The organism is Blautia sp. DFI.3.45, from assembly GCF_020593505.1.
Taxonomy (GTDB): domain Bacteria; phylum Bacillota; class Clostridia; order Lachnospirales; family Lachnospiraceae; genus Blautia_A; species Blautia_A wexlerae.
On record NZ_JAJDMI010000163.1, the window covers coordinates 1 to 506 of the forward strand.

1 protein-coding gene is annotated in these 506 nt (G+C 31.6%); it reads right to left on the reverse strand.

Features of this window, described 5'->3' with window-relative positions:
- Window positions 1-213: DUF6061 family protein (locus tag LJE09_RS17415; protein ID WP_173717604.1), on the reverse strand; the 213-nt coding region annotated here is incomplete at its 3' end.
- Between the last annotated feature and the right edge of the window lie 293 nt (window positions 214-506).

Here is a 506-nt window from a genome sequence, read left to right on the forward strand (position 1 = left end):
ATCCACCCACATCTGTAAATTGCCATCAAGATATAATCTTGCATATTCCAAAGGCTCATCCACAGCCAATGAAGTAAGCGCACATTCTGATCCATATGTGGTTTTTAAATTTTTTTCAGCTTCCCAGCAATCAATGCGAAGCATATATCCAGCACTTGTGTAAACATCAATACTATCGTGGTTTATATTATATTCTGCATAAATTGTTCTCATCGTATCTTATCTCCATTTTCTTTTGATAATCAGTTACAGAGTTAAATATCGAAAACATTTCAATCAGTTCACCATGTCGTTATTGTTATATGTTATATTGTGTTATGAAATTTTCTTTCCCTTAATTTTTCCCATATTAAGGTTCATGAAAAGCAATGGGAAAATGTAACACAAGGGAAAGAGTAAGGGAAAGTTCACTTGCTACAAACTTAGTATTTTCAAGGGTTTGCGAAGAATTTGATAATCAAATATAACAGTTATTAAATTTCCTAAAATATGTGAAATATCAACTG